At 43.5% G+C, this 21,235-nt stretch carries 16 protein-coding genes, 3 tRNA genes and 1 riboswitch; of the genes, 11 read left to right on the top strand and 8 right to left on the bottom strand.

Annotated elements, in window-relative coordinates:
- Positions 1–234: 234 nt before the first annotated feature.
- The 4 genes from EAH55_RS01145 to EAH55_RS01160 all read left to right on the top strand — a co-directional run bounded on the left by EAH55_RS01145 (position 235) and on the right by EAH55_RS01160 (position 6,933).
- Positions 235–969 (top strand): Bax inhibitor-1/YccA family protein, encoded by a 735-nt coding sequence (locus tag EAH55_RS01145; protein WP_114939403.1) that lies wholly within the window; start codon positions 235–237, stop codon positions 967–969.
- Between the two features lie 134 nt (positions 970–1,103).
- A riboswitch (SAM riboswitch) is annotated at positions 1,104–1,213 on the top strand.
- A 170-nt stretch (positions 1,214–1,383) separates the two neighbouring features.
- On the top strand, positions 1,384–5,088 hold the full coding sequence (metH, locus tag EAH55_RS01150) for a methionine synthase (protein WP_121808146.1): 3,705 nt from the start codon (positions 1,384–1,386) through the stop codon (positions 5,086–5,088).
- A gap of 133 nt (positions 5,089–5,221) precedes the next feature.
- On the top strand, positions 5,222–6,178 hold the full coding sequence (gene metF, locus EAH55_RS01155; RefSeq protein WP_121808147.1) for a methylenetetrahydrofolate reductase [NAD(P)H]: 957 nt from the start codon (positions 5,222–5,224) through the stop codon (positions 6,176–6,178).
- 197 nt (positions 6,179–6,375) lie between these two features.
- On the top strand, positions 6,376–6,933 hold the full coding sequence (locus EAH55_RS01160; protein WP_114939406.1) for a hypothetical protein: 558 nt from the start codon (positions 6,376–6,378) through the stop codon (positions 6,931–6,933).
- 60 nt (positions 6,934–6,993) lie between these two features.
- On the opposite strand, the gene EAH55_RS01165 is transcribed toward EAH55_RS01160, so the two are convergent.
- On the bottom strand, positions 6,994–8,832 hold the full coding sequence (locus EAH55_RS01165; protein WP_121808148.1) for a transthyretin-like family protein: 1,839 nt from the start codon (positions 8,830–8,832) through the stop codon (positions 6,994–6,996).
- 686 nt (positions 8,833–9,518) lie between these two features.
- Here EAH55_RS01165 and EAH55_RS01170 point away from each other — a divergent pair.
- From EAH55_RS01170 to EAH55_RS01185, 3 genes are all read left to right on the top strand, one after another.
- Positions 9,519–10,019 (top strand): hypothetical protein, encoded by a 501-nt coding sequence (locus EAH55_RS01170; protein ID WP_112574943.1) that lies wholly within the window; start codon positions 9,519–9,521, stop codon positions 10,017–10,019.
- A gap of 798 nt (positions 10,020–10,817) precedes the next feature.
- Positions 10,818–11,492, top strand: coding sequence for a sensor histidine kinase (locus EAH55_RS01180; RefSeq protein WP_162996711.1), 675 nt, complete (start codon positions 10,818–10,820; stop codon positions 11,490–11,492).
- A 51-nt stretch (positions 11,493–11,543) separates the two neighbouring features.
- On the top strand, positions 11,544–12,200 hold the full coding sequence (locus tag EAH55_RS01185; RefSeq protein WP_112574946.1) for a response regulator transcription factor: 657 nt from the start codon (positions 11,544–11,546) through the stop codon (positions 12,198–12,200).
- Between the two features lie 68 nt (positions 12,201–12,268).
- Here the strand turns inward: EAH55_RS01185 and EAH55_RS01190 are convergent, their stop codons facing one another.
- Positions 12,269–13,162: an AraC family transcriptional regulator gene (locus EAH55_RS01190; RefSeq protein ID WP_114939411.1), complete on the bottom strand. Its 894-nt coding sequence runs from the start codon at positions 13,160–13,162 to the stop codon at positions 12,269–12,271.
- Positions 13,163–13,286: 124 nt separating this feature from the next.
- On the opposite strand from EAH55_RS01190, the gene EAH55_RS01195 reads away from it, so the two are divergent.
- The gene (locus EAH55_RS01195) at positions 13,287–14,108 is read left to right on the top strand and encodes a phytanoyl-CoA dioxygenase family protein (protein ID WP_121808149.1); all 822 of its coding nucleotides are present in this window, start codon (positions 13,287–13,289) and stop codon (positions 14,106–14,108) included.
- Positions 14,109–14,192: 84 nt separating this feature from the next.
- Here EAH55_RS01195 and EAH55_RS01200 read toward each other — a convergent pair whose 3' ends face one another.
- From EAH55_RS01200 to EAH55_RS01225, 6 genes are read right to left on the bottom strand one after another with little or no spacing between them, the layout of a single operon-like run.
- Positions 14,193–15,182 carry an L-histidine N(alpha)-methyltransferase gene (locus EAH55_RS01200; protein WP_121808150.1) on the bottom strand — a complete coding sequence of 330 codons (990 nt, stop codon included), beginning with the start codon at positions 15,180–15,182 and terminating at the stop codon, positions 14,193–14,195.
- A gap of 24 nt (positions 15,183–15,206) precedes the next feature.
- Complete coding sequence (gene egtB / locus EAH55_RS01205) at positions 15,207–16,358, bottom strand: ergothioneine biosynthesis protein EgtB (RefSeq protein ID WP_121808151.1); 1,152 nt, start codon at positions 16,356–16,358, stop codon at positions 15,207–15,209.
- A gap of 5 nt (positions 16,359–16,363) precedes the next feature.
- Entirely contained in the window at positions 16,364–17,935 is a 1,572-nt protein-coding gene (locus EAH55_RS01210) for an ABC transporter permease/substrate-binding protein (RefSeq protein ID WP_121808152.1), read from the bottom strand.
- Entirely contained in the window at positions 17,928–18,890 is a 963-nt protein-coding gene (locus EAH55_RS01215; RefSeq protein ID WP_121808153.1) for an ABC transporter ATP-binding protein, read from the bottom strand. Before EAH55_RS01215 ends, EAH55_RS01210 begins: the two co-directional genes overlap by 8 nt.
- 11 nt (positions 18,891–18,901) lie before the next feature.
- Positions 18,902–20,287 carry a mercuric reductase gene (locus tag EAH55_RS01220; protein WP_121808154.1) on the bottom strand — a complete coding sequence of 462 codons (1,386 nt, stop codon included), beginning with the start codon at positions 20,285–20,287 and terminating at the stop codon, positions 18,902–18,904.
- 7 nt (positions 20,288–20,294) lie between these two features.
- Positions 20,295–20,576: a DUF427 domain-containing protein gene (locus EAH55_RS01225; RefSeq protein ID WP_121808155.1), complete on the bottom strand. Its 282-nt coding sequence runs from the start codon at positions 20,574–20,576 to the stop codon at positions 20,295–20,297.
- A gap of 196 nt (positions 20,577–20,772) precedes the next feature.
- On the opposite strand from EAH55_RS01225, the gene EAH55_RS01230 reads away from it, so the two are divergent.
- From EAH55_RS01230 to EAH55_RS01240, 3 genes are all read left to right on the top strand, one after another.
- Positions 20,773–20,847, top strand: a tRNA-Glu gene (locus EAH55_RS01230).
- A gap of 108 nt (positions 20,848–20,955) precedes the next feature.
- A tRNA-Glu gene (locus EAH55_RS01235) sits at positions 20,956–21,030 on the top strand.
- Positions 21,031–21,138: 108 nt separating this feature from the next.
- Positions 21,139–21,210: transfer RNA gene (locus EAH55_RS01240), tRNA-Glu, on the top strand.
- Positions 21,211–21,235: the final 25 nt, after the last annotated feature.

Below are 21,235 nucleotides of genomic sequence, written 5' to 3' on the forward strand. Positions count from 1 at the left end.
TAGAGTAGCGGAGGAGCGAGCGAGGGGAACGAAAGAGAAATCTTCTACGCCCTGCAAATGCGGCTTGCAATGTTTGTGAGCAGGGCGCATAAGATTTCTCTTCACCTCCGGCGCACATCTCCTCAACAGGTTCATCGAAATGACACACGTTTTTTAAGCGAGCCCTGAGACGTATATTCTTCACACAGCATTCACTTTTTATTTATAAATTCGTAGTATAATTTTTAACACAAAATGGAATTTAAAGATCCCGAATACGTTTATAAAAACGTAATACAATTAAATGAACAGGATGCATCACGTAAATTTATAGCAAGTGTATTCTTATGGATGTTTGTCGCCTTAGGTATTTCTAGCGTTTGCGCGTTTGTATTTGCCGGTACACCTCAATTATTAAACCTGCTGTTTGATTTTAACACAGGTCACTCAACCGGATTGGGCATGATAGTTATGTTTTTGCCTTTAGCATTTGTTTTAATTATGCGCTTTGGCTTAAACCGCTTGTCATATCCTGTACTTGCGTTGTTATTCATTGCCTATGCTGCAGCTACGGGAATGAGCCTTTGCTATATCCTTTTGATATACACAGCATCAAAAGTAACCCTGGCTTTTGGCGTATCCGCGCTGGTTTTTGGTGTAATGGCTATTGCCGGTTATACTACGAAAACAGACCTGACCAACTTTGGCGGTATCCTGATCATGTTGCTTATTGGCATCATCATCGCCTCACTGGTAAATATGTTCTTACACAGCGAAGCTTTTGATTACATCATCAGCTATTTTGGTGTAGCTGTGTTTACCGGTTTAACCGCTTACGATGTTCAGAAACTGAAACGCATTGGCGCCGGCCTCGAATATGGTGACGCTTCTGCCAAGAAAATGGCGTTAATGGGTGGGTTGACGCTGTATCTTGACTTCATCAACCTTTTCCTTTTCGTTCTTCGCTTATTTGGCGGCAGAAGGCGATAATCAACCCAAAAAAATTCAATCAGAAAGCTGCCTCCGCAAAAGGCAGCTTTTTTTGTTTAACAATGTGGCTTAGCTATGATATATAGCGCATCTTATACACTTGCAAATGACAACTTTATTGCGCAAATTTGCACTGCTTATGGAGAAAGACGGAGGGATTAGACCCTGCGATGTCTTAGCAACCTGTGCTTCACAAGGTGCTACATTCTACCAGGCAGCAATTAAGCGCCCGGACAGATAAGCGAAAGTCATAATAACACCCGACTTTTCGAGATAAGCTTTTTTTTAGTTTGCAGTTTTAAGTTAGCAGTTTGCAGTTGTTGCTTTTTGTTTAAGCTACAATGTGTTTTACCTACTGCCGCCGTAAACTGACAAACTGCAAATAGCAACACTGGCAACGGCCAACTGGAAACAATGGACATTAGAAAAGAACTACAGAAACGCATCCTGGTGATTGACGGAGCAATGGGTACCATGATTCAAAGGTACCAGCTCACGGAGAAGGATTTTCGTGGCGAGCGTTTTCGCGATCATAAAAGCGACCTGCAGGGCAATAACGACCTGCTCAATATCACACGCCCTGACATTATTAAGGCTATCCATGCCGAATATTTGGATGCAGGGGCTGATATTATTGAAACCAACACATTCAGCACACAGGTAATTTCCCTTGCCGATTATCACCTGGAAGAATTGGCATACGAATTAAGCTATGAAGGCGCACGCATCGCGCGTGAGGTAGCCGATGAATATACCCAGCGCAATCCCGAAAAACCACGCTTTGTTGCCGGTGCTATCGGGCCAACAAACCGTACTGCTTCATTGTCGCCTGATGTTAATGACCCGGGCTACCGCGCTGTTACGTTTGATGACCTGGCCGATGCCTACTATGACCAGGTACGTGGTTTGGTTGACGGCGGTTCACATTTGTTATTGGTTGAAACCATCTTTGATACCCTGAACGCCAAGGCTGCCCTTTTTGCCATAAAACGTTATGAGGATGAATGTAAAGCGGCCGGTAAGGACTTTCCAGCTTTCGGGAATTCGGGTGGTATCATGATCTCGGGTACTATTACCGATGCTTCCGGTCGTACCCTTTCGGGGCAAACGGTTGAGGCTTTCTGGAACTCGATAAGCCACGCCAACCTGCTTTCGGTAGGTTTAAACTGTGCTTTAGGTGCAAGGGAAATGCGCCCGCACCTTGCGGAGCTTTCTGAAAAAGCAGGCGTCTATATTTCCGCGTATCCTAACGCGGGTTTACCAAATGAATTTGGCCAGTACGACGAAACCCCACACGAAACCGCTCACCAGGTTGATGATTTCATCAAGGCAGGGCTGGTAAATATTGTAGGTGGATGTTGCGGCACCACTCCCGATCACATCAAATGTATTGCTGATAAAGCTGCATCCTTCCCGCCCCGCCCTATCCCTCAAATTGAGCCGGATATGCGTCTGAGCGGCCTGGAATCGGTTACTATAAAACCCGAAAGTATTTTCGTAAACGTGGGCGAGCGTACCAATATCACAGGTTCGCCCAAGTTTTCTAAACTGATTTTGGCCGAGGATTACGAGGCGGCACTATCTGTTGCCTTGCAGCAGGTTGAAGGTGGAGCCCAGGTTATCGATATCAACATGGACGAGGGCATGATCGACTCTGAAGCCGTAATGACCAAGTTCCTGAACCTGGTAGCATCTGAGCCGGATATCGCCAAGCTACCCATCATGATTGACTCGTCTAAATGGACAGTGATTGAGGCGGGTTTGAAATGCGTACAGGGTAAGGGTATCGTAAACTCTATCTCCCTTAAAGAGGGCGAAGAAAAGTTTAAAGAACAAGCTCGCAAAATACTAAGCTACGGTGCAGCTACCGTAGTAATGGCATTTGATGAAGTTGGTCAGGCCGATTCATTGGAACGCCGTATCGAGATCTGTAAAAGATCATACGATATATTGGTGAACGAAGTAGGCTTCCCGCCACAGGATATCATTTTTGACCCGAACATCCTTACCGTAGCTACCGGTTTGGAAGAGCATAACAACTACGCGGTTGATTTTATTGAAGCTACGCGCTGGATAAAACAAAATCTGCCTCACGCCAAGGTGAGCGGAGGCGTAAGTAATATTTCGTTCTCGTTCAGAGGTAACAACACCGTGCGCGAGGCTATGCACTCGGCATTCCTGTATCACGCCATTAAAGCGGGTATGGATATGGGAATTGTTAACGCCGGTATGCTTGAAGTTTACGAGCAAATTCCTAAAAACCTGCTTGAGTTGGTTGAGGACGTACTGCTTAACCGCCGCCAGGATGCTACAGAACGCCTGGTAGAGTTTGCCGATACCATCAAAAGTAAAGGCAAGGAAGTAGTACGCGACGAAGAATGGCGTAAAGGCACCGTTCAGGAGCGCCTGTCGCACTCGTTGGTAAAAGGCATTGTTGAATACCTTGATAACGATGTGGAAGAAGCCCGCCAGGCTTATGCAAGGCCGCTTGAAGTAATTGAAGGCCCGCTGATGGATGGCATGAACGTAGTAGGTGACCTGTTTGGTGCGGGCAAAATGTTCCTGCCGCAGGTAGTTAAATCGGCCCGTGTAATGAAAAAGGCCGTGGCTTACCTGTTGCCTTTTATAGAAGAAGAAAAAAAGAATAACGCCAATGCCGATCAGCGCGCCAACGCCGGTAAGGTTTTAATGGCCACCGTAAAAGGCGATGTGCATGACATTGGTAAAAATATTGTCGGCGTGGTACTGGCCTGCAACAACTTTGAGGTTATTGACCTTGGAGTAATGGTGCCTGCACAACGCATTATTGAAGAAGCTAAAAAGCAAAACGTTGATATTATTGGCTTAAGCGGGTTGATAACGCCATCGCTTGACGAGATGGTGCATTTTGCCAAGGAGATGGAACGCGAAAACTTCACTATTCCGCTGATTGTTGGTGGTGCCACCACTTCACGCATCCACGCCGCGGTGAAGATCGCTCCGCAATATTCGGGTGCGGCTATTCACGTGCTTGATGCTTCACGCAGTGTTACGGTATGCAGCAGTCTGATGAGTAAGGATAACCGCGATGCCTACATCCAGGGTATTAAAGATGAGTACGCTAAAGCCCGTGAAGCACATGCCAATAAAAAGTCCGACAAGCGTTTTGTGACCATTGAGGAGGCCCGTGCCGGAAAATTCCAGATCAGCCTGGATGGCGATGTGGCTCCGAAACCTGCATTTACAGGCACTAAGGTGATTGAAAACTATCCGCTGGAAGAATTGCTGCCATATATCGACTGGACGCCGTTTTTCCATACATGGGAATTGCGCGGCAGCTATCCAAAAATATTTGAAGACAAGTACGTAGGCGACGAAGCTAAAAAGCTGTTTGATGACGCGCAGGTATTGATGAAACGCGTTGTTGATGAAAAACTATTTACCGCGAAAGGTGTAATAGGTTTCTGGCCGGCCAATGCCGTAGGTGATGACATTGAGCTTTATACCGATGAAAGCCGTACAACTGTTTTAAATCGCATCCATACCCTTCGCCAGCAGGCCGAAAAGGTAAAGAACGACCCTTATTATGCATTGTCTGATTTCATAGCGCCGAAAGAAAGCGGTGTGCCTGATTATTTCGGCGGCTTCGCGGTAACAACCGGCTTAGGTTGTGACGAGCTGGTTGCCGAGTTTGAGCGTGATCATGACGACTATAACAGCATCATGGCTAAGGCCCTTGCCGACCGCCTTGCCGAAGCATTCGCCGAAAAAATGCACGAACTGGTACGTAAAGAATACTGGGGCTATGCAAAAGGCGAACAGCTAAGTAACCAGGAACTGATCAAGGAAGAATACCAGGGCATCCGTCCGGCACCAGGTTATCCTGCCTGTCCGGATCATACCGAAAAAACAACCTTGTTTGAGTTGCTAAAAGCTGAAGATAACGCCAACATGCACCTTACCGAAAGCCTGGCCATGTTGCCGGCTGCATCGGTAAGCGGTTTCTACTTCGCGCATCCGCAGGCAAGGTATTTTGGATTAGGAAAAATCAGTAAAGACCAGGTTGAGGATTATGCGGTTAGGAAACAAATGCCGCTTGAGGATGTAGAAAGATGGTTAGGGTCGAATATTAATTATTAACAAAATATCTAAAAACAACCCGTCATTGCGAGGAACGAAGCAATCCCCAATAGGCAGAGCCGCTCTGTAAAGTTTGGGATTGCTTCGTTCCTCGCAATGACGGATACAATAATACCACGTACCTAAAACGGTCATGAAAATACCTGAACATATAGCCAACGCTAACGGCAAAACACTTTTTTCTTTTGAATTGATTCCGCCTTTGAAGGGGCAGAGTATCCAGGGGATTTATAACGCTATTGACCCGCTGATGGAGTTTAAACCTCCGTTTATAGATGTTACTACCCTGCGCGAAGATTTTATTTATAAGCAGCACCCAAGCGGCCTGCTTGAAAAATTGTCATACCGCAAACGTCCGGGGACTATTGCCATCTGCGCGGCTATCATGAACAAGTACAAGGTAGATACTGTGCCTCACCTGCTTTGCGGCGGTTTCACTAAAGATGAAACCGAGAACGCCCTTATTGAGCTTGAATTTTTAGGTATTGAGAACGTGCTGGTACTACGTGGCGATGCCCGCCTTGGCGATTCGTCATTTGTACCCACACCTAACGGCCATTGCTATGCTACTGAGTTATTGGAGCAGGTAGTAAACCTTAATAACGGCATCTACCTGCATGAAGATCATGGCAATACTGCCAAAACCAACTTCTGTGTAGGTGTTGCCGGTTACCCCGAAAAACATTTTGAGGCTCCAAATCTTAAAACAGATTTCAAATACCTGAAAAAAAAGGTTGAAATGGGCGCGCAGTTCATTGTAACCCAAATGTTTTTTGATATTGATAAATACAAGGAGTTTGTAAATGGCTGTCGCGCCAATGGTATTAACGTACCAATTATTCCGGGTTTAAAACCGATTACCTCATCTAAACAATTGGTAACGCTGTCAAAAACCTTCCATATCGATATTCCTGATGATCTGAGCGATGCTATCCACGCCTGTGAAAACGAAAAAGCTGTAAAAGAAGTGGGCATCGAATGGATGATAAACCAATGTAAAGAGCTGATTGCCTTCGGCGCGCCGGTACTGCACTTTTACACCATGAGCAACGCCGGTCCAACCAAACGTATTGCTGAAGCGATATTTTAAGCATATCATTTAAAATGTCATTGCGAGCGAAGCGTGGCAACCGCACGGAAGCATAGCCGCTCTGTAGAGTATGCGATTGCTTCGTCGTTCCTCCTCGCAATGACATGTTTTTATAATGCCTGACACCTAAACCACTGGTTTTGTTGTGATTGACAAATTAAAATATTTACTTTTAGTTATCAATCCAACGCCTGCCTATGGATACCTTTAGTCACATTAAGGCTGTTATCAGCATTACACTGGGCCTTAGCATTACTCATTTGCTTAAAGGCGCAGCCAAACAAATTCAGCATCCCGGCCGGGACAAGCCTTATTGGGTGCATAACCTGTGGACACTTTACCTTTTTATTTTACTGCTGCATTTTTGGTGGTGGGAGATCAACCTGCACGAAATAAAACATTGGCTTTTTGCCGAGTACTTCTTTATCATCATCTATATAGTAACTTACTACAGCGTTTGTGCCCTGCTATATCCTGATGACCTGAAGGATTATCAGGGTTATAAAGATTACTTCTACTCGCGGCGCAAATGGATCTTCGGCATTTTAGGTGCCAGCTATCTGCTTGATCTTATTGATACGGAAATAAAAGGTGCCACTTATGTGCATCATTACAGTATCGAGTATCCTATCCGCAATATCAGCCACTTCATATTATGTATGATAGCTATAAAAGTAGAAAACCGGAAGTTCCACGCAGCTTTGGTGATCCTGTTTATCCTGTACGAAACATCGTATATTTTAAGGTTATTTTAACTGCTTAAATGAGAGGGCGCCGACATGCAACGACACCCTCTTCCCCGTCCACATTGCAGGTTACTTGCAAAAGATAACCTGGTTCGTTTTTGCCCAGTCATTACTTTCGCCTGTGGTTAATTTGCGATAAGTTGTCAGGGTTAGGCTATACGCGCATGAGGGCCATGCGCTAAAAGGAGGAGTTAAAACAAAAGGTGCCGGAGCGGCCAGGTTAAATTTCTTAGCCTCACCACGCGGAATTGTTCCGCTGGGTAAACCGCTCACATTGCCGGTAGCGTTTGACCATACGCCTAACGACCAACTGGCAATTAGCTCATGATCAACTGTATAATCGGCATGGGCGACTCCACTTACCGGGGTACAACCACTGCCCCCACCCGCAAAAAGCTCTTCCAGCTTCAGCAAACTCACTTCGTTCCAATTATTTACATAGATCTGGCCAATAAGCGATTGCGTGTTAAGATTTGGAGAGCCTGGATTGGTCGGATCATCGGTAGTTTGAAATTTGATATACAACATTTTACCGTTCTTTTGACTGGCAACCGGCACGTCCAAACCAGGGGTTAAGCCGGCGCTGGCGTCTCCACCGGCAATAATGGTTGTTGTGTTCAGATAAAATAGCGAACCATAAAAGCCGTTATCAAGCGCAGGCTGATCTACCCTTATCCAGCCATTAGCATCTGGGTGCAGCACATGATCGGGGATTGGGTTAGGGTAATTATCAGCAGGAACACTATCAGGCACCGATGCAGGCTGATTGATATCGATCACCACATCCTGGAACGCCGTGGTACCATTCCAGGTGATTTGGCGGGTTGCAACTTTAAGCGCAGTAGTTTCCATCTGAGCGGTAGTTACCGGGCTATAGTTCACATTATCTGTCGAGAACAGGAAGCGGTAATAAAGCGGACTGGCTGGTGCTGTAGGCACTTTCTTGGTAGCATAGCCTCCCAGCTTAACCGAATTAAAGAAACCGAAGCCGGTGCCGCCTGCTCCAAATTTGCTAATGAGGGTTTTGCCACTGCCATCAATATCAGATGTGATACTAAAATTACCTACCGATGTAAACCATGGCGTATCGCTGGTGATGATTCCCCCGCCTGGGATGCATAGTTTTACGCAGAAGCAGTTATTGGCATTGTGGCGGTCGTTTTGGCGGCCACGGGTACGGTCTTCGGCCAATAGCACTGTGCCCGATGAGCTTTCAATCCTGAAATAATAATCCGGCCCGGCAGGCCACTCTACATTAAGCCATGGCAATAAAGTTTTTCTGAAATTGTCGCCGGGATATACAATGGTAAATTTGCCATTGCTATCGGTATAAGCGGTGCCCAAAAAGTCGTCCTGCAACAGGTCAACATCATAGGCAAAAACCTTAACTCCCGGAATTGGCTTCTTGGTTTCACAATCGTTTACATAACCGCAAACCACCCAAATATCCAGCAGCGTAAGGATCCGGCAAAACCACTTGGCATCTATTTTATAATCAAATCTCGCGTATTGAGCATTTTCCTGGGTAGTTTTATACAGGGGCTGCAACGTAGTAATATGAAACTGTAACAATGGCCCTTTTTTTGGCAGTGGAATTTTGAAAGGTACATTGCCACAATACCAGTCCACATCAATGCTTCCACCTTCATAGCCTGCTTTAGCGCCATCTATTTCAATGGTAAAGTCGCCGTTCTCCTGTACGTCGGCTTGAGTGATAAACAGGCGTTCCTTAGCTGTTAACTCTTCGTCATTTACCTGGTGAAAGGTTTGTTTTGGATCGGCCACAGCAAGCCGGGTTTCATTTTGCTGATCGGATGGTCGGTAAACTTTTACCGATGTGCCGGCAACAGGCAGTTCACAATCAGAACATAATAGCCCGCGCAGGTTTCCTTTAATAATGTAGTTCATACGTTTTTGGTTAGAATTTGTACCGGCTTACTCTTTAAACTGGATTTTCAGCATACTCCACCACAAGCAGCCGTGCTACGGCTTATTTGCTGAACCAAAGTTTGGGCAAAACTTAAAGGCAATCAACGTTGCTACCACGCTAATACAACCTGTGCTTGTACGCGATTTAAAGACGTATCACCAACATTGAACCTGGCGTAGAACTACGCGTAAGAGAAATAACAATCAAAGAAAAAAGCGCCTTCCCTATTAAGGAAAAGCGCACCCCATAAATTTTGATTTGCTACTGGTTAAGTAAAGGACTGCATGGCCTCGGTTCCGCCGCGAGATTATAGCTCCCGGCACCGTACAAGACCGCACTTAATATAAATATTACTTAAAGCAAGTTAATAAATAATATTTATATTCTAATATAAAATTTCGATCAGCTTAAAACATCTTATTCATATATAAAACCCACAAAAAACTGCCGTTATAAGCCACGTAAGATTACAGTTTCTGATACGTAGAAATACGTATAATAAAACCGTAATAAAACGGATTAATAAAATTAAAACACTAATTATCAATACATTAACTCAAATCAAAAATCATCAAATACATTACATAGCCGGGGGATATCATTGAAAGAGTAGCTTATTAGTATTAGTTTTATGTAAAAAACTCTCTACACGCTATTATTTTTTATGGAAACACAAGAAAGAAGACCTCTATCACCGATTACGGGGCAGGAAGGTGCGCCAATTGAGCTTAACAAAGCCGCAAACTGGACCAAGAATTATCGTCAACGCCACCCAAATGATACCATATCACATTTCTTTGGCAGAGAGATTCTCAATAATTTATTGAACTTAGAAGGAAGCAAAGGTATCCGGATATATTATGCCAATGATACAAGCTTAACAGGCTGGCAAAAACTATGTGTTTCCTTAAGCAACTTCATATTAAAAGTACTCGGAAATATAGATGGAGAAAAACATCTCATCATTAGTGCGGTTAATGAACTTGGCAATGACCTTCTCCCCAGTGATAATATTAATCTCCCTCCAAAACAAGACAACGTCACATTCAAAACTTATTCACTAACTACCTCTGGTGGAGATCAAAGTAACTTTATCGGCGATCAATCTTATCCTTGCCCTGGTTCAACTGGTTGCCCCAAAAATAAATTAACAGGCGACGAATAATGTAAGCTTAGTTGGATATGCCAATTGACGTAATATTTGTATTGATTTCCGGGGCATCAGGTTTTTTTCCTGTATTTGCCGGTTGGTATAATTATAAATTATTAGATCATATATTAAAGATTGTTTTTTTATTCTTTGTTATCTCATCGGTTTTCGATCCGTTAATGTGGATATTAACACAAACCGGATCAAAAAACAACATGCCAGTTATTCACATCAATGTTATAGTAACATTATTTTTTTTTACGATAATATACTGCATCCTTTTTTCAACACTTGTTCTAAAGAGAATCACCATAATATTTTCCATCATAACATTTATTGTTATGATGGTTTATAATCGAAACTTTGCCGAGTATCCTTCAGAGTCTAATACTGCATTAAGTATTTTGCTTATCTTACTTTCGTTGATCTATTTTTACCAGCTCCTAAACCCACTAACATTTGTAAACATTGAAAAGCAGAGTCTTTTTTGGATAAACGCCGGCGTATTGTTTTACTCGGCGGTCAATATATTCCTTTTTATGATATTCACTCAAATACCACTTGAAGACCAACATAATTATTATATTATAAATAGTATTTCCAATATCATCGCTAACGTGTTATATTCGATAGGTTTATTCTGCAAACCACAAAAAACCGTCTAAACGTATCGGCGTTATTATAATCATGTACAACACCCCTATCTTACAAATATCCCAAAACGGACTAATTCCAGTACTAATTATTGGGACCCTTGTAGTTGTTGTACTAATTATTTTTTTATTCTTCTTCGTAATTATTTACCAGCGGAGGATGCTCAAAAACCAGGCAGAGTTACGAGAGCTTAATGATGCCCGCCAAACCGAATTGATGAATGCCGTTTTTGAAACCCAGGAAAGTGAACGCCGGCGCCTGGCCGAAGATCTGCATGACAGTGTTGGCCAGGTGCTTTCGGCTATAAAACTTAACCTGCACCGGCTGGATAAAAATTGTGTAAACGAAGTTACCCAACCCCTGCTTTTAGACACCCGCAAACTTGCCGACGAATGTATCCAGGAGATTAGGAACATCATCCAAAATGTATTGCCCCCGATACTTACCGATTATGGGTTATTAGTTGCGGTTGAAGCATTGTGTACCAAAGTTGAGCATAATACCCATATCAAAGTTAAGTTCACTAAAAACTTTGCCGATAAGCGCTTCCCTAACGATATTGAACTTGCATTTTATCGCATAGCGCAGGAGCTTTTTGGCAATGCCATCAAACATTCGGAAGCCACTGCTATAAACCTCAATATGGCCCTTGATGCCGGTTACCTGGTTATGGAATTTAAGGATAATGGCAAGGGCTTTAATATGGATGATGTTAAACAGGGCTTTGGGCTTAAAAATTTACAGAGCCGCGTGCAACTCATTAACGGTGAAATAAATACATACAGCAAACCGCTTAGCGGAGCAATCACAATCATTAAATTAAAAGTAGCATAGTTAAAATCAATAGCCTATATTTATTGATTATTTGAATTTTGAAAGCAACCAATGGGCCCAATTAAATTAGGTATAGTAGACGACCATAAAATTTTCAGAAATGGTTTAAAAGCTACCCTTGAAGATTGCGGGGATTTTGAACTGTTACTCGAAGCTTCAAACGGCAAAGAGCTGATAGGCTTATTAACCGATAAAACCCCCGACGTTATATTGATGGACATTAAAATGCCCGAGATGGATGGCATTCAAACAGCCGCCTATGTTCACCAGCATTTTAAGGAGATCAAGATCCTGGCACTGTCCATGTTTAACGAAGACAAATATATTGTGGATATGATGAAGGCCGGGGCATCGGGCTATCTGCTCAAAAACGCCGAACCGGAAGAGATCATCGAGGCCGTATCAACCGTTCACAACAAAGGCTTTTATTTTAACGAGCACCTTTCTATAACACTCATCAAACAACTGGTAGGTAATGACCAGGCCGATAACATCCCCAACAACAAAACTGATCTTAACGAACGCGAAATTGAAGTGCTTAAGCTGGTTTGTCAGGAATGCTCCAACCAGGAAATAGCGGATAAAATTTTTCTGAGCGTACGCACTGTTGAAGGTTACCGTGCAAGGTTATTTGAAAAAACCGGTTCCAAGAATTTAGTAGGGCTTGTTATATATGCCATTAAACGCGGCATTATCAATGTAACTTAGATTTTAGTCCGGAGGCTTAAGGAAAAGTCAGACTTTGGGCTTCCGACTCAAGATTTTGCACTTAACAACTACGCCGATAACTTCTTATCCCCCGCCAAATTACGCATAAACCTTTTGCGGTAATTAAGCGGGCTCAGGTTCATTTTTGCTTTAAACATTTTGTAAAAGTGCGATACATCACCAAAGCCGCTCTCAAACGAAATCTCTGAAATAGGCTTATCGGTTTGCACCAGCTGCTGGATAGCATAATTAAGCCGGTACTCAATTATGGTTTCCATAAATGTTTTGCGGGTAACTTTTTTAAAGTACTTGCAAAATGCATTAGGCGTCATGTTGGCGATACTGGCAGCTTTATCTAACGATACGTGCTTTCTGAAATTTTCAACCAGGTAAGCAAACACGGGGTTGATCCGCTCGCGCTCGGTATTGGTACGTTCGCCAATAATACGATGCTGATCGAGCAGCACATATTCATCCGACGAGGCCATCCGGTGCAGGATCTCCAGCAAACCTATCAGCATCCTGAAATTGCTTTTTTCATTAACCAGGTTAAGTAATAGTTTTTTTACCTCCACACCGGTTTCGCCATAGAATGACACGCCGCATCCGCTTTGTTGAAAAAGCTTTTTGATAAGCTGCAGCTCAAACTTGTTAAAAAACTCCTCACCCAAAAAAGCATCGTTGAACTGGATCACCACAGCGCTCGCGTCACGCAGCACAGCTTCATTGTGTTCAAGTTTCCAGCAATGCGGCAAATTGGGGCCGAGCAAAACCAGATCGCCCGAGGCAAAATCCTCCATATGGCTGCCAACGTAGCGTTTGCCGGAGCCGCTAATAATACACGTCAGTTCATATTCTTCATGAAAATGATAAGGCGCGTCAAATGCCAGCTTATCAAATTTCCTTATCAGAAACGACTGTGTATTGGTAGGTTGAAGAATTTCGTACGAGGCTTTTATCATTGCATATATTAACGTAAATATTATTTCAAATCAAATTACGGATAAAATCACCCATAAATGTACCATTCATTTCATTTTTTTTCAACAAAAGATGAGTTTACTTTGAAATATAAACCTAAAAGCTATGAATACACAGATCGCTCACCTTCCGTCGCTCGAAAATTTCATAAAAATATCTAACCACAATATTAATGAATTTCGCGAAAAAGGCCATACCCTTGTGCACGAAGTGCTTACAAAAGACGAGATTGCAGCTTATCGCCCAGTCATTGTTGGGGCGGCCGACAGGTACAATACCGAAAAACGTAAACTGGAAGAGCGCGACACCTATGGTAAAGCTTTTTTACAGATCATGAATTTATGGCAGGTTGATGAAGATGTTAAAACCTTTGTAATGGCCAAACGCCTCGGCAAAATTGCCGCCGACCTGATGGGTGTTGAAAATGTACGCATTTATCATGACCAGGCACTATTTAAAGAACCCGGCGGCGGACCAACCCCGTGGCACCAGGATCAATACTACTGGCCAATTGACACCAACAACACCGTAACCCTTTGGATGCCCCTGGTTGATATTGATGTAAACATGGGCATGCTAACCTTTGCATCGGGTTCATACGTCAACGGCGCTGTATTTAACACCGAAATTTCTGACGAATCTAAATCGGCATTTGATGAATATGTTAAAGAGAAGGGATTTGAAATAACCCGCGCCAAAACCATGAAAGCCGGCGACGCGACATGGCACCGTGGATTTACTATCCACAACGCCCCCGGTAACAACTCGGATAAAATGCGCGAAGTGATGACCATTATTTACGTAGCCGATGGCGCCCGCGTTACCCCCTACAAAAACGAATGGCAAAAAAATGATCACCATAAATGGCTCATGAGTAAGCCCATTGGTGGCTTGATAGATTCAGAATTGAACCCAAAAGTGTTGTAAACAGAACCTTGATTAGCTTGATTAAAGGATGACTTGATAACAAGGGCATCCTTTAATCCTAAAATCAGGCAAATCATGGTTAGATCACCCCGCCACCCACACCGCGTCGATAAACCATTTTTTAGTGTCAAAAAACTGGCCTACCGGCTGGAAGCCTGTGTTAATGGCTATCTGATCGGTTTGCATGATGGTAAACTTCTGGGAAATCTCCATGTAGATATACTCATCCTTTTTGAAATCTATTTTTTCGTGGCCGATAGCAACCTGCTGATCCTGTAAACTGATGAGGTAACTTTTGCAGGCTCCGGTTGCGGGATCATACGTTGGATAATGTTCAAACTTGCTCACATCAAAATTGCCATGCAGCTCACGGTTGATACGACGGAGCAGGTTCAAGTTAAACTCGCGGGTAATGCCATCTTTATCATTGTAGGCAGCAAGAACCACGCGCGGATCTTTTTTCAGGTCCATCCCAATCAGCACCATATCTCCTTCCGACAGGTTGTTTCTTAACTCGCGACAAAACTCAATAGCTCCGTCAAGCGGCATATTGCCGATATTTGAGCCTAAAAACAAAACCACCTTACGCCTTGGCGAGATAGCAGCAGCCCTTTTCAGCATTTCAAAATATTCGCCGTTAAGTCCGGTAATTTTTAAGCCAGGCAAGGTTACAGGCAGGGTTATGTTGAGATAGGATATTACATTCTCCGATATATCGATGGGCAGATAAGTAAAATCAGCCTTTTTATCCAGCAGATACTTAAGCAGGTAAGTTGATTTAGTGGCGTCACCGGCGCCAAGTTCTATCAGGTCAAAAGCATCGCCATCAGCAATCAGCGCATCGCAGATCTCGGCTGTTTTTTCCGAAAATATTTCCAGTTCGCAATTGGTTGGATAATACTCCGGGCAGTTCATCAACTCCTGGAACAGCTTATCGCCGTTAGCATCATAAAAATACTTTGAGTTAAGGTGCTTTGGCTCCGCTTGTAACCCCGCTATAACATCAGCATAAAACTGCCTGTTTTCTTCGCTTATGGTACAATTGACGGTTGTTGGTGTAAAAACTTGATCCATAGGTGGTGGTGGTTTTGTGACAATTTACCTCGCAAGTCTTATGCCAGTAAACTGCCAGCGTAAATTTGTCTGAAAAAAATTGCGATAAGTTGCACGGCTATGACCCGGAGGCGTAACTTCCGACGCGCCGCGCAGCACTTTCTGGTTAACCATAAATTTACCATTATATTCGCCTATTGCACCCGGTGCCTTGGCAAAACCCGGGTAAGGCAGGTACGAGCTCTCTGTCCATTCCCAACGGCGTCCCCAGTTAAATTTTCCGGATGCTGCTTCCCACTCAAATTCCGTAGGCAATCTTAAACCTTTCCATGAGGCGTAAGCGTAGGCTTCAAAATAACTGATGTGTGTAACAGCGCCTTTTAAATGCAAAGGCTCTAAACCACGATAGGTATAGCTATACCATTTGTTATCAATCAAATGCCAGTACAATGGCGCTTCAACTTTATTGGTTTTAACCCAATCCCAACCTTCGGCGTGCCAGTGACAGAAATCATGATAGCCGCCGCTGTTAATAAACTCCAGATACTCGGCATTGGTTACCAGCTTCGGGCTTATTTCGTACTGGTTAAGATATACTTTATGCCGATTTAATTCATTATCAAAGCAAAAGCCTACACCGGTAAAACCAATTTCGTAAATACCTTCATCCATGCTAATAAAAGCGTCACTTTCCCCCTCATCAACATGAGGCGTAGCATAACTTTTATTATAAGCCGGGAATAAAGGGTTATGCCCCAAGATAAATTTAATATCGGTCATTAAAAGTTCCTGGTGCTGCTCTTCATGGTTAAAACCAAGAATAAGCAGCTCTTTCACATCATTGCTCACATCACCACACAAAAAGCCATCCATGGCCTCGTCAACATATTTGCGATAGCTGTAAATTTCAACAACTGTAGGGCGGCTCAGGTTACCACGATCGGTACGGATCACCCGTGTACCAACAGTTTCATAGTAGCTGTTGAAAACATAATTATAATCGGGATTATACTCCTGGTAGCCCATAAAGTAGGGCTTAAGAATAAAAGTCTCGAAAAACCAGGTGACATGACCAATATGCCATTTAGGCGGACTAACATCAACCACGGGTTGTACTACATAATCTTCCGTTTGCAAGTAGGAGCAAATTTTTTCTGTACGCTGGCGTACTTCTTTATACCGGGTAATTAAATCCATCTAAGTTATTTCTTATCCAAAAACTGCTTTAAGTTTGAAATTGTTTTAATACCCAATTGCTTGGCCTGCTGCTGCCTCATCATTAAAGCATAAGCATTATTAAAACCTATTGGTTTAAGCCATTTAATTTGGTACTTACTTTCAAACTGGCGTTGTACATAGTTGTATGTGCTATCCCTGTTTACCGTTACCTCGTTAACTGTTTTTGGCGATGCCTGCAAAATAGCCAGCAAACCAGTCCCGGTATATTCAGGATAAAAATCTATCTGGTTATTGGTTAGCGCGTCAAAACATATTTTAGTGCCACCGAGGCCTGTTTTTGTTGATACATCATGATCGGTATATCCCTTTATCAGCATGCTGTATATGTTGGCCAGGATGTATTGCTCACCAAATATCTTTGAGCCTATGCGCACTACGCCATCGCTCCCACCCCGCTCGGCCCGCCACAATTTGTTGGCAACCAAAAAATCTTTTGCAACCCTTTCCGGGCTTTGGTGAAGATAGTCGGTGCGGTAGTTTAAAACCGTCATAACTGAATCATTTATTTTGCCTGCGAGCAGGTTCAATGTCGGCTCAAGGTCAGGAAATTTTTTCAGGATATCATCACGCACTATGGGCGCTGCGTAATATGGCGGAAAAATATGCTTATCATCGTCCAGCACAACTAAATCATAAGCTTTTAACCTGCCATCGGTTGAGTAACCACTAATCACGTCCAGGTGTTTTTCAAACGCGGCTTTGTACATCACCGCATCGCTGATGACTATGGTATGGATCTTTAAACCGTACTTACTCCTGAGGCCCAGATCACCATCCTGCCGCCCCATAAACTCGGGCGTAAAACCCGCGGTAAGCTTTCCTTCTGATTTGGCGGGGACTATATAAAACAGACACAACAATATCAGTAATACCGGAAACACATATACAACACGTTTCAGTTTTTTAAAGCTGATCTTCTGCACCATCGACAACAACAAATCAAATATAATGGCAAGCAACGCCGAAGGAATGGCACCTGCCAATATCATATTGGTATTATTAAGCGAAATACCGCCGAAAATGAACTCGCCCAAGCCACCAGCAGCAATAAGCGAGGCCAGCGTAGCAACCCCCACATTAATGACCGTAGCGGTGCGGATACCTGCAAATATTACGGGCATAGCCAAGGGCAATTCTACCTTAAACAAGATCTGCCATTTGCTCATGCCCATAGCAACTGCCGCTTCCTTAACCGCAGTATCAACTCCTAAAATACCCGTGTATGTATTACGGATTATCGGCAATAAAGCGTATAGCAGTAAGGCGACGATAGCAGGTTTGGGGCCGATGCCCAGTAACGGGATCATAAAACCAAGCAGTGCTATGCTGGGAATAGTTTGCAATACCCCGGCAATACCTAATACTAATCCCGAAAGTTGTTTTTTCCGAACAATGAAGATACCCAGAGGCAAACCAACCAATACGGCTATGCAAAGCGAAATAAAGGTAAGCCCGATATGCTGCAGGGTTTGCTCCTGTAGCTTGCCCGACTGCTGCTGCATAAACTGCCATAACGTTTGCTGCTGCTCATTCATGGGCCTGGTGGTTTTTATAGTGATAAAAAGCCGACATTAGCTGCTCAAAACTTACAGTTTTTGATTCATTTTGATCCTTGCTGATGTTAACAGTTTCGCCGTTATTAAACTTAAAGCTTTCAAGTGTTTCCCAAAGGTTACTACCTGCATTAAATGATGATGCTTTTGCTTCTTTATTCAGTTCAGGCAGCAGCTCCCATAGGTCGGTCAGTTTAATGGCTTTAAACTCCAATTGCAGGCGCTGATGCTTCAGGAAATCTTTTACAAAATCATTAACCGGGTTAAAAAGCAATTGTGCAGGCGTTCCCGACTGGATAATTTTACCCTTATCCATCAGGCAAATCCTATCGCCCAGTTCAAAAGCCTCCTGTACGTCATGCGTTACCATGATGATGGTTTTACGCTTCAACTCATCAAGGGCTTTAAATTCGGCATGAATTTTTGAGCGGGTAACATTATCCAGCGCCCCAAAAGGCTCATCCATCAGCAACACAGGCGGATCGGATACCAATGCCCTTGCCAGGCCGATACGCTGCTGCTGACCACCGCTTAGTTCATTTGGATAAACATCTAAATATGATGCATCAAGATGAAGCTTCTCCATCAGTTCGGCTGTGCGCTTTTCTGTTTTCTGCTTATCCCATTTTAACAGGTTGGGTACAACTGCAATGTTCTGAGCAACCGTATGATGAGGGAACAAGCCATTATTTTGCAGCACATAGCCAATTCCACGGCGCAGGGCCTCGGGTGGCTGCTCCATGATATTTTTACCATCGATGTAAATGGCACCGCTCGTTGGCTCAATAAGCCGGTTGATCATTTTCAGCGTGGTGGTTTTGCCGCAGCCGCTTGTACCTAACAGGATCAGGTTTTCCTGATCTGCCACATCAAACGATACGCCATCAACCGCTTTAACCCCGCCAAAATGTTTACTTACATTGTCAACTTTTATCATGCGCGTTGGTTTTAGTCGCCAAGGGTCATGAACAGGTTGTTCAGCGATTCGGAATATAGCGGATGGGCAAAAACACAATAACGGATCCTGTCATAAGTAATACCACCCTCCATGGCCATTTGCAGCACGGTCATGATCTCGCCGCCTTCAGGGCCAAGTACGGTTGCACCTAATATTTTCTTTGTATCCGGATCGACAATAGCTTTCATAAAGCCTCGAGTATCGCCGGTTTCAATGGCGCGGGCAACATGGGCCATTGGCAATTTGGCAACTTTATATTTGATGCCCTGTTTTTTAGCCTCCGTTTCATCGATCCCAATACGGCCCAACTGCGGATCGGTAAACATACAGTAAGGCACCGGGCGATCTTTTATGGTATAATCGGTACCTTCAAAAAGGTTACGGTAAACAATAGTGTAATCGTTATAGGAAATATGTGTAAATGCAGGACCGCCCTTGGCATCACCAAGCGCATAAACACCAGTAGCGGTAGTTTCCAGCGTATCGTTCACTTTAATATTGCCATGCTCATCAGTCTCGATCCCGGCGGCGGGCAAATTTAAAGCCTCCGTTTGCGGTTTGCGGCCTATAGCTACCAATACGTGTGTGCATTTGATCTTGTGTTCCTCGCCTTTTCGCGAGATGGTTACTATTATTTTACCACCGGCTTTTTGTTTAAACTTAATGGCCTGCGTATGGCAGTGGATAGAGATAGACTCCAACTCAAGGATCTTCTGCATCTCTTCAGAAATATCCAGATCCTCGTGTGATACTATCCGCTCAGACTTTTCCAGGATGGTAACCTTACTGCCAAAGCGGCGGAACATCTGCCCAAATTCTAAGCCGATATAGTTTCCACCAAGTACCAGCAGGTGTTCCGGCACCTCTTCCAGATCAAGTATAGTGGTTGAATTAAGATATTGAATCTCGTTCAAACCTTCAATCTCGGGGATTAAAGGCAAAGCGCCGGGATTCAAAAAAACAAGATCGGCAGTAAACGCTTGCACCTTGCCGCTGTTAAGTTTTACTTCTACGGTTTTCTCGCCGGTGAAAACTGCCTCACCAAATACCACATCAAGGTTTTGGGTTTTTTCGGCCGCTTTAAGACCGCCATTACGCGAGCGCAATACAATTTCATCCTTGCGCTTTTTTATGGCAGCCAGATCAACCGAAAACTTTTTTACAGGCACACCCAGTTCATGACTTTTACCAGCCATATAAGCCGCCTTTGCCGAAGCAACCATAGTTTTAGTGGGCGTACAGCCATCATTAACGCAGGTACCGCCATAAAATCGCTTCTCAATTATAACAGTCTTTTTCCCGGCCTTAGCCAGTCTTTTGGCTAAAGGGGCGCCAGCCTGACCAGCGCCTATAACGATGGCATCGTAAGTTTTCATAATTTTCTTATTCGGTAATTTTTACACCTTTCCAAAACGCCACATAGTTGGTAATGTTTTTAGCGGCATCCTTGGGCTCGGGATAATACCATGCGGCATCCTGGTTTTCCTTACCATCAACTTCAAGGGTATAATATGATGCCTTGCCTTTCCATGGGCAGGTGGTATGTATGTCGGTTTCTTTAAGATACTCGGCCTTAACGCTTTCTTTAGGGAAGTAATGATTATTTTCAACAACAATAGTGTCATTGCTTTCGGCAATGACCTGGTTATTCCAGATAGCTTTCATAAAAAGATGATTGATTTATGGAATAAAGATAGCCTTAACCCAACAAAGATTGCAAGCCTTATCCCTAAATTTTATTTTATCAAACTGATAAACAGACACTTTCATGAAATATTAAACTTTTTTTTACTATTTATTTTAATTTTATCACTTAAACTCTATCTTTGCAATCCCAAATCAAGGGAAATAAAATAAAAATGGCCCGTTCGTCTAGGGGTTAGGACAGGAGATTTTCATTCTTCAAACAGGGGTTCGATTCCCCTACGGGCTACCAAGACACAAACCTCAAGTCGAAAGATCTGGGGTTTTTTAATACCTTAATCGTTCGTGTAGATAGATTAAGCATTTACACCATCCCAGCCATGGGAAATAAAATAAAAATGGCCCGTTCGTCTAGGGGTTAGGACAGGAGATTTTCATTCTTCAAACAGGGGTTCGATTCCCCTACGGGCTACCAAGACACAAACCTCAAGTCGAAAGATCTGGGGTTTTTTAATACCTTAATCGTTCGTGTAGATAGATTAAGCATTTACACCATCCCAGCCATGGGAAATAAAATAAAAATGGCCCGTTCGTCTAGGGGTTAGGACAGGAGATTTTCATTCTTCAAACAGGGGTTCGATTCCCCTACGGGCTACGAAGCCGCTTTACGAAAGTAGAGC

This window comes from Mucilaginibacter kameinonensis (assembly GCF_003675385.1).
Lineage (GTDB): Bacteria > Bacteroidota > Bacteroidia > Sphingobacteriales > Sphingobacteriaceae > Mucilaginibacter > Mucilaginibacter kameinonensis.